At 64.8% G+C, this 9298-nt stretch carries 10 protein-coding genes, 1 pseudogene and 1 riboswitch; all 11 genes and pseudogenes read left to right on the top strand.

Going from position 1 to position 9298, the window contains the following annotated elements:
- Positions 1-112 (top strand): annotated as a pseudogene (locus F2P46_RS38110) (IS1595 family transposase); the annotation flags it as partial.
- A gap of 139 nt (positions 113-251) precedes the next feature.
- Positions 252-358: riboswitch (TPP riboswitch) on the top strand.
- A gap of 80 nt (positions 359-438) precedes the next feature.
- A complete protein-coding gene (gene thiC / locus F2P46_RS34745) occupies positions 439-2352 on the top strand; it encodes a phosphomethylpyrimidine synthase ThiC (RefSeq protein WP_166898941.1) in 1914 nt (637 codons plus the stop codon).
- The gene (thiS, locus tag F2P46_RS34740) at positions 2349-2579 is read left to right on the top strand and encodes a sulfur carrier protein ThiS (protein ID WP_368737991.1); all 231 of its coding nucleotides are present in this window, start codon (positions 2349-2351) and stop codon (positions 2577-2579) included. Before thiC ends, thiS begins: the two co-directional genes overlap by 4 nt.
- Before the next feature lie 17 nt (positions 2580-2596).
- The gene (locus tag F2P46_RS34735; RefSeq protein WP_166898936.1) at positions 2597-3400 is read left to right on the top strand and encodes a thiazole synthase; all 804 of its coding nucleotides are present in this window, start codon (positions 2597-2599) and stop codon (positions 3398-3400) included.
- Positions 3397-4155, top strand: a complete 759-nt coding sequence (locus tag F2P46_RS34730) for a hydroxymethylpyrimidine/phosphomethylpyrimidine kinase (RefSeq protein ID WP_368737990.1) — start codon at positions 3397-3399, stop codon at positions 4153-4155. The genes F2P46_RS34735 and F2P46_RS34730 overlap by 4 nt, the downstream gene beginning before the upstream one ends.
- Before the next feature lie 20 nt (positions 4156-4175).
- Positions 4176-4823, top strand: coding sequence for a thiamine phosphate synthase (thiE, locus tag F2P46_RS34725; protein ID WP_166898934.1), 648 nt, complete (start codon positions 4176-4178; stop codon positions 4821-4823).
- 36 nt (positions 4824-4859) lie between these two features.
- Positions 4860-5495, top strand: a complete 636-nt coding sequence (locus F2P46_RS34720; protein WP_166870364.1) for a response regulator — start codon at positions 4860-4862, stop codon at positions 5493-5495.
- Between the two features lie 305 nt (positions 5496-5800).
- Positions 5801-6385 (top strand): hypothetical protein, encoded by a 585-nt coding sequence (locus F2P46_RS34715; protein WP_166898932.1) that lies wholly within the window; start codon positions 5801-5803, stop codon positions 6383-6385.
- A 2-nt stretch (positions 6386-6387) separates the two neighbouring features.
- Positions 6388-6798, top strand: coding sequence for a response regulator (locus F2P46_RS34710; RefSeq protein WP_166898930.1), 411 nt, complete (start codon positions 6388-6390; stop codon positions 6796-6798).
- An 87-nt stretch (positions 6799-6885) separates the two neighbouring features.
- A complete protein-coding gene (locus F2P46_RS34705; RefSeq protein ID WP_166898928.1) occupies positions 6886-7992 on the top strand; it encodes an S-(hydroxymethyl)glutathione dehydrogenase/class III alcohol dehydrogenase in 1107 nt (368 codons plus the stop codon).
- Positions 7993-8754: 762 nt separating this feature from the next.
- A partial coding sequence (locus F2P46_RS34700; RefSeq protein WP_166898926.1) for a hypothetical protein occupies positions 8755-9298 on the top strand: 544 nt, incomplete at its 3' end.

Genomic DNA, 9298 nt, shown 5'->3' with positions numbered 1-9298 from the left:
ATTTAACCGGCGCTTCGATTTGTCGACCATCTTGACGCGCCTCTTGTACGCTGCTGTCGCCACGGGCAACCGAACCGAAGCGTGGTGTCGGTTAGCTGAAGATCAGCGCTAATCACCTATTGTTTTGCGCTTCCCATGGCAACAGTCTGGCCGGAACGGCAATCATGGCAGGCAAGCCACGCCCTGGCGTGCCGAAAAAGCCATGTTGTCGGGCGGATCAACAGGTATAATTGCGCTCGCTGCCGCAAGGCGGCACACGCTAGGGGTCCTGCAAATCGCAACAGCGAGGCGCGGGTGAGAAACACCCTCTGAACCTGATCTGGATAATGCCAGCGAAGGGAAGCCAGGTAGTTCCATGGGTGCGCCATCACGGCCGCAATCCCGGACTCCGACTCCTTTGCTGGCTCCTGCACGCAATGGAGCCACATGAACGCACCGCTGAAAGCCCCCCTCAAATTCGATTCCGCCACCGCCACGGTGGATGAAGCGGCAATTGCGCCTTTTCCGAATTCCCGTAAAGTCTACGCGCAGGGCAGCCGCGCCGACCTGCGCGTGCCGATGCGCGCCGTCAGCCAGTCCGATACCGCCGCCTCCTTCGGCGCCGAACCGAATCCGCCCGTGTATATATATGACACCTCCGGCCCGTACACCGATCCGGAAGCGACCATCGACATCCGCTCGGGCCTCGGCACCCCGCGCCTGCCGTGGATCGTGGAGCGCGGCGACACCGAACAACTGGCCGGCCCCAGCTCCGCTTACGGCCAGGCGCGCCTGGACGACCCGGCGCTGGCCGCGCTGCGCTTCCAGCTGCAGCGCACCCCGCGCCGCGCCGTGATTGGGGCCAACGTGACGCAGATGCACTACGCGCGGCGCGGCATCATCACGCCCGAAATGGAATACGTGGCGATCCGCGAAAACCTGCGCCGCCAGGAGTACCTGCAGGAGCTCGAAGCGTCCGGCCCGATGGGCAAGCGCAGCGCCCAGCTGCTGGGACGCCAGCATCCGGGCCAGTCCTTCGGCGCATCGATCCCCGATACCATCACCGCCGAATTCGTGCGCGAAGAAATCGCCCGCGGGCGCGCCATCATCCCGGCCAACATCAACCACCCGGAAGTCGAGCCGATGATCATCGGCCGCAATTTCCTGGTCAAGATCAACGCTAACATCGGCAATTCGGCCGTCACCTCGTCGATCGGCGAGGAAGTCGAAAAAATGACCTGGGCGATTCGCTGGGGCGCCGACAACGTCATGGATCTGTCGACCGGCAAGCATATTCACGAAACGCGCGAATGGATCATCCGTAACAGCCCGGTCCCGATCGGCACCGTGCCGATCTACCAGGCGCTGGAAAAGGTCAACGGCAAGGCCGAAGACCTGACCTGGGAGATCTTCCGCGACACCCTGATCGAACAGGCCGAGCAAGGCGTCGACTACTTCACCATCCACGCCGGCGTGCTGCTGCGCTACGTGCCGATGACCGCTTCGCGCCTGACCGGCATCGTCTCGCGCGGCGGTTCGATCATGGCCAAGTGGTGCCTGGCGCATCACAAGGAATCGTTCCTGTACACGCATTTCGAAGACATCTGCGCCATCATGAAAGCCTACGACGTCTCGTTCAGCCTCGGCGACGGCCTGCGTCCGGGCTCGATCTACGACGCCAACGACGAAGCGCAATTGGCCGAGCTCAAGACCTTGGGCGAGCTGACCCAGGTCGCCTGGAAGCACGACGTGCAGGTCATGATCGAAGGTCCGGGCCACGTGCCGATGCAGCTCATTAAAGAGAACATGGACCTGCAGCTGGACCAGTGCGGCGAGGCGCCGTTCTACACCCTGGGGCCGCTGACGACCGATATCGCCCCCGGCTACGACCACATCACGTCGGGCATCGGCGCGGCCATGATCGGCTGGTACGGCACCGCCATGCTGTGCTACGTCACGCCCAAGGAGCATCTGGGCCTGCCGAACAAGGATGACGTCAAGGACGGCATCATCACCTACAAGATCGCGGCCCACGCGGCCGACCTGGCCAAGGGCCATCCCGGCGCGCAGATCCGCGACAACGCGCTGTCCAAGGCACGCTTCGAATTCCGCTGGGACGACCAGTTCAACCTGGGCCTGGACCCGGACAAGGCGCGCGAATTCCACGACGAGACCTTGCCGAAGGATTCGGCCAAGGTGGCGCATTTCTGCTCGATGTGCGGTCCCCATTTCTGCTCGATGAAAATCACCCAGGAAGTACGCGACTACGCCGCCAGCATGAACGTGAGCGAGCAAAGCGCGCTGCGCCAGGGGATGGAAGTGAAAGCCATCGAATTCGTGCGCCAGGGCGGCGAGCTCTATAAAAAGGTGTGACCGTGATCGAGATCAAGATCGAGATCGAGATCGAAGTCAACGGCGAGGCACGGCGCGTGGCGCCGGGCGCCTCCTTGCTCGACCTGGTCGAGGAACTTGGCCTGCCGCCCGGGCAGGCCATCGCGCTGGCGGTGAACCGCCAGGTGGTGCCGCGCCAGCAATGGCCGCAACGAGCGCTGCTGGCGCTGGACAAAATCGAGATCGTGCGCGCCATCGGCGGCGGCTGACATATAAGGAAACGGATATGAACATGAACGACAACAACGGGGGCGGCGACGTCCTTACCATCGCAGGTAAAACCTACCGTTCGCGCCTGCTGGTCGGCAGCGGCAAGTACCGCGACCTGGCGCAAACGCGCGAGGCCACCGACGCCGCCCAGGCCGAGATCATCACCGTGGCGATCCGCCGCGTGAACATCGGCCAGGACCGCAACGCTCCCAGCCTGCTCGACGTGCTGCCGCCCGACCAGTACACGATCCTGCCCAACACCGCCGGCTGCTACAACGCCAAAGATGCGGTGTACACCTTGCAAATGGCGCGCGAACTGCTCGGCGGGCGCAATCTGGTCAAGCTCGAAGTGCTGGGCGATGAAAAGACCCTGTTCCCGCACATGCCCGAAACCCTGGTCGCCGCCGAAGCGCTGGTCAAGGACGGTTTCGACGTCATGGTCTACTGCAGCGACGATCCGATCCAGGCGCGCCTGCTCGAAGAAATCGGCTGCGTGGCCGTGATGCCGCTGGCGTCCCTGATCGGTTCCGGCATGGGCATTCTCAACCCCTGGAACCTGCAGTTGATCATCGAGCAGGCCAAGGTGCCGGTGCTGGTCGACGCCGGCGTGGGCACGGCGTCGGATGCGGCCATTGCCATGGAACTCGGTTGCGACGGCGTGTTGATGAACAGCGCCATCGCCGGTGCGCGCGATCCGGTGCGCATGGCCGGCGCCATGCGCCTGGCGGTGCAGGCCGGGCGCGAAGCCTTTTTGGCCGGGCGCATGCCCAGGCGCTTCGCCGCCGTGCCATCCTCCCCGGTCGCGGGCAAAATCGCGTGACAGGGCAGGGCGCTTGCATACCGGCGGTGCTGGTGTTCGCCGGCCTCGATCCGTCGGGCGGGGCCGGCATCGCGGCCGATCTGGGCGCGATCGCGGCCCAGGGCGCGCATGCGCTGCCGGTGGTCACAGCGCTGACGGTGCAGGACCATAACCGCGTGTACGACATCGTGCCGGTCGATTGCTCCCTGCTGGCGCGCCAGGCGCAGGCGCTGATCGACAGCGTCGCCATTGGCGCCGTCAAGCTCGGCATCCCCGGCAGCCGCGCCAACGCCGAAGCGATTGCCGCCCTGATCGCGCAGCTGCGCCAGCGTGACCCGGCGCTGCCGGTGGTGCTCGACCCGGTGCTGGCCAGCGGCCATGGCGATGCGCTCTCGCGCGGCGATGCGCTGGCCGCGCTCGCGCCCCTGCTGGCCGTGGCCACCCTGGTGGTGCCGAACCTGCGCGAAGCGCAAGCCCTCGGCCGGCTTATGTGCCCGCACGTGCTGGTCACCGGCGGCCATGGCGATGGCCCGCACGTCGTCAACCGCTGGCATGGCGGGGAGCACGAACAGGAGTGGCGCTGGCCGCGCCTGCCCGGCGAGTTCCACGGCAGCGGCTGCACCCTGGCGGCCGCCATCGCGGCCCGCCTGGCGCTGGGCGAATCGATGCAAGACGCCCTCGAACGCGGCCAGTCCTATACCCATCAAAGCCTGGCGCAATCGTTTTCGATCGGCGCCGGGCAGCGCATTCCACAGCGCTTACCTTCCTTACTATGAAACAGAAAGCGACACTCCCCATGCGAGGACTTTACCTTGTCACCCCCAACTGGGACGATACCGGGCGCCTGCTCGATTGCACCCGCGCCGCGCTCGAGGGCGGGGTCGCGCTGGTCCAGTACCGCCACAAGGACGCCAACCCGGAGCTGCGCCGGCGCCAGGGCGCGGCGCTGCTGGCCTTGTGCCGCCGCTACGGTCGTCCGCTGGTGATCAACGACCACCTTGATCTGTGCCTGACGCTCGGCGCCGACGGCGTGCACGTGGGCGGCACGGATGCCAGCGTGGCGCAGGTGCGCGCCGCCCTGGGACCCGGCAAGATCGTCGGCGCCTCCTGCTACGGCGACCTGGAACTGGCGCGCGCGGCCGAACGCGATGGCGCCACCTACGCGGCCTTCGGCGGCTTCTATCCCTCGCCGGTCAAGCGCTACAGCTTCACCACCGCGCCCGATATCTTGCTCGAAGCGCGCAGAGCGCTCGCGCTGCCGCTGGTGGTCATCGGCGGCATGACGCCCGAGAATGCGGCGCCGCTGGTCGATCGCGGCGCCGACATGGTGGCGGCGATCACCTCGGTCTACGCCAGCCTTGATCCGACTTGCGCCGCGCGACAGTTCGATGCCTTGTTCGGCGCACAGCGTAAAACGTGCGCGAACGTGACCGGGGCCGTATAATCTTTTTACACTTCTTCCCAGCGTAAAAGGACTGCCGTGCCAAATTCCGCCCCTGTCGCGAAACGTCGCATCCTCATCGTCGACGACGACCCGTTGCTCCTGCAGTTTCTCAATGAAGTCATCGGCCACGCCGGTTACGACACCGTGACCGCATCGTCCGGCGAAGAAGCGCTGCAGCAGATCGCCGCCGGCGAGCCGGACATGGCCCTGCTCGACATCACCATGCCCGGCATGAGCGGGCTGGAACTGGCGCACCACCTCAAGACCCACACCACGGTGCCGTTCATGTTCTTGTCGGCCATCGGCGACAGCGAATCGACCCGGCAGGCCGCCGCTTACGGCGCGCTGGGCTACCTGGTCAAGCCGGTCGACGCCGAGCGCCTGATGCCGGCGTTCGAAGCGGGCCTGGCGCGCGCCGACGATATCCGCGAACTGCGCCGCACCGAATTGAACCTGAACGCGGCGCTGGCCGCCGGACGCGAAACCAGCCTGGCTGTGGGCCTGTTGATGGGCAAATTCCAGACCGACCGCAACACCGCTTTCGAAGTGCTGCGCGACCACGCGCGCTCGAGCCGGCGCAAGATCAACGAAGTGGCCGACCAGCTGCTTGCCGCCGAAGAAACATTGAACAGTTTGCATTCCGGTTTCGCCAATCGTCTCAAAGCCAAGTGATTGCGCACGAAGGCGTTGCGCATTGCGCACGCTTTCACATAAAAATTTCTTGCGAACTGTTCCCGTAGGGCAAATGTTTGTTACACTAAAAGCGTGAATTTCAGTTTGTTCACACAGTTCCTCGCGTGATTGAGCCCTGACCCGCTCGCGTCCGCCCTTTTCCAGCGCCGCCTTTCCCCTGCGGCCGATAGATGTTTTCGGCCCAGCTCCGCCGATTGTTCCCCCGATGTCATTGCGCCTTTGCCATGCGCGTTGTTGCGCTGCGACTTGGGATATCGATCGAACCGGTTCAGAAAGGAAGTCGCATGAAAGCGACCGCTAATTACAAACTCTGTGTTTCCGCCGCTCCCGCACAAATTGTCGCGAAAGAGCGCCGCACCCTGTTTTCCCACACCCCCCGGCGCTGGCCGGTCGGCCCGGCCTTGCTCGGCATCGATGCCGACGCGCCGCGCCTGACCGCGCCCATGATGGATGCGGCGCTCGAGCTTGGGCCACGTCCGCGGGCCGGCGCCGGCCACACCGCCGCTGCGCGCAACGCGCCACGCGTGCTGCACATCGACAGCGACGACAAGACCGCGCTGGTGCTCTCCACGCTGTTGGCGCCGGAAGCGTTGGTGACCCATGTGAGCACGATCGCCGAGGCGCGCCGCGTGCTCGCGACCGAACTGTTTTCGCTGGTGGTGCTCGATCCCGGCCTGTCCGACGGCGACGGCCGCGCGCTCATGCCCGAGCTGTTGACCACGCCCTTGCTGGTGTACTCGGCGCACCTGCCCGACGCGCGCGACCCGGTGCGCGCCTTCTTGCCCAAGCCGTGGACGTCGCCGCGCCAGCTGTGGAGCACCATTGCGGCCATGCTCGGCATCCCTGCGTGCATGACGGCGGGGGATTAGCCATGAACAGCGACGCGAGCCACGGCCTGAAATCGATCTTGTATGTCGAAGACGACCTGCACGTGCGCACCACGGCCAAGCTGGTGCTGGAGGTGATCGGCAAATTCGACGTGCGCGACTGCGGTTCGGGGCGCGAAGCGCTGCTGGCCGCGATGGATTTCAAGCCCGACCTGATTTTGCTCGATGTGATGATGCCGGAACTGGACGGCCTGGCGACCCTGGCCATGCTGCGCCGCATACCGCACCTGGCCAACACGCCGGCGCTGTTCGTGACCGGCCTGACGGCGGCGGCGGACATCGCCCGTTATGCCGAGGTGGGCGCCATCGGCGTCATTCCCAAACCCCTGATGCCGCTGCGCCTGACCGGGCAGTTGCACGCGTTGTGGGTGCAGCATGCGCTCACGGCGGCCTGACCGGAAGATGCACGCTTGTCCCCAGCTTGATATGATGGCGACACTGCGCCCTTGCGGCGCTCCGACCATCTGAGGGACAGGAACAACATGAAAACCAAGGCAGCGATTGCATGGAAGGCGGGCCAGCCGCTGACGATTGAAGAAGTCGACCTGGAAGGCCCGCGCGCGGGCGAGGTACTGGTCGAAATCAAGGCCACCGGCATCTGCCACACCGATTACTACACCCTCTCCGGCGCCGATCCGGAAGGGATTTTCCCCTCCATCCTCGGGCACGAAGGCGCCGGCGTGGTGGTCGACGTCGGGCCGGGCGTCACCAGCCTGCGCAAGGACGATCACGTCATCCCGCTGTACACCCCCGAATGCCGCCAGTGCAAATTCTGCCTGTCGCAAAAAACCAATCTGTGCCAGTCGATCCGCTCGACCCAGGGCCGCGGGCTGATGCCCGACGCGACCAGCCGCTTTTCGATCGACGGCAAGCCGATTTTCCACTACATGGGCACATCGACCTTCTCGAACTACATCGTGGTGCCCGAGATCGCGCTGGCCAAGGTGCGCTCGGACGCGCCGTTCGATAAAATCTGCTACATCGGCTGCGGCGTGACCACCGGCGTGGGCGCGGTGCTGTTTACCGCCAAGGTCGAAGCGGGCGCCAACGTGGTGGTGTTTGGCCTCGGCGGCATTGGCCTGAACGTGATCCAGGCGGCCAAGATGGTCGGCGCCGACAAGATCATCGGCGTGGACCTGAACCCCGAGCGCGAAGCGATGGCGCGCAAGTTCGGCATGACCCACTTCATCAATCCGTCCAAGGTGGAGAACGTGGTCGACACGATCATCCAGTTGACCGACGGCGGCTCCGACTACAGTTTCGAGTGCATCGGCAACGTGACCACCATGCGCCAGTCGCTCGAATCGTCGCACAAGGGCTGGGGCCAGTCGATCATCATCGGCGTGGCGGCGGCGGGGCAGGAGATTTCGACCCGTCCTTTCCAGCTGGTCACCGGCCGCGTATGGAAAGGCTCCGCCTTCGGCGGCGCGCGCGGGCGCACCGACGTGCCGAAGATCGTCGACTGGTACATGGAAGGCAAGCTCAATATCGACGACCTGATCACCCACCGCCTGCCGCTCGAACGCATCAACGAAGGTTTCGACCTGATGAAGAGCGGCGAGTCGATCCGCTCGGTGGTGCTGTACTAAGTAAGTGCGCATACATTCTTGTAATTTCTAACTCGGGACACTAGCTTCCATAAGCGGCGCCTTGCCACTAGCAGTGCTCGCACTGCGTCGCGGCGTGCGCCTTGCCAGGCATCTGCTTCTGTTCGCTATAAATGAGAATAACTTCTGCACACTTACTCAAGAGCCTATCTCAGTAGATCGGAGTCGCAGTTGTCGCGCCTTGCGCGCGCTTGCCATGCATCGCCTACGCGCATGTCGCCATCCGCTTCCCCCGGCCTACCGAGACAGGCTCTAAGCTGAACCCGGCGCCCGGAACCGGGCGCCGGGCCCCCCCCAGCTTCGGCGCCGCTGGCTGCCGAAGCCACCTGTCGCACCGTCCTCGCGTGCGCGCACCTGCGGCGCGAATGCGATGCCTCAACTTGTTTCCACAAAGCCGGATTGACCATGAGGCCACCTCAAGGGGTGATATCGCGGCCTCTTCGCTTCATGTTCAGGTGCAAGATCCGACCCCACCGCCACTAGCGTTGCGCCTGCTTTTTTTTTGGGCGACATCAAGCGTATGGCGAAACCCCGGAACTATATTGGGTTCTCTGGGCGAGGTTTCGCTCGATGTCATCGAGCATGTACCGCCCTCGTAGTTCCTTCCTGTGGAGGTTTCAAATGGACCCGAGTGTCTTTCAGAGTTTGGTCGACAGAGCAAAATCCGACCCCGCGTTTTTTCACCAGCTAATTTTTGCTCCGGAACAAATCATTGGTCAACTGAGCCAGCTTGACCGTTCGGCGATGAACGCGTTGCTCGGGCAGAACCCGGAGGTACTGCTTGCCGGCGCCCTGGGCGTTGTGGAAAACAAGCTCGACAGGTGCACCCTGACCAGCAACGGCTGCGGCATCACCATCAATCTGGCCAATCCCGCGCAAGACGGCACCGCGTCGGCCAATCCAGCCGCAACTGCTCCGGCGGCAAGCTTCCCCTCGGCCGCCCAGCAATTGCTGGCACGCTGCGGCCATACCTGCACCGACAGTTGCAGCTACACCTGCGGCGGCCAGAGCTGTGGCCACACGACAGGCGTCTTCGACACCCTCGCCAGCCTGGTCAATCCGGCCACGCGCGCCCTGGAGACGCTCGATCCGGGCGTGACCGCCCCGGCGGCAACCGCTCCGGCGGCAGGCTTCCCCTCGGCCGCCCAGCAATTGCTGGCGCGCTGCGGCCATACCTGCACCGACAGTTGCAGCTACACCTGCGGCGGCCAGAGCTGTGGCCACACGACAGGCGTCTTCGACACCCTCGCCAGCCTGGTCAATCCGGCCACGCGCGCCCTGGAGACGC

Origin of the sequence: Massilia sp. CCM 8734 (assembly GCF_011682155.1) — a bacterium.
In the GTDB taxonomy this organism is placed as follows: domain Bacteria; phylum Pseudomonadota; class Gammaproteobacteria; order Burkholderiales; family Burkholderiaceae_D; genus Telluria_A; species Telluria_A rubra.
Note: the sequence above shows the minus strand (reverse complement) of the source record. Positions and strands in the feature narration are given on the sequence as shown.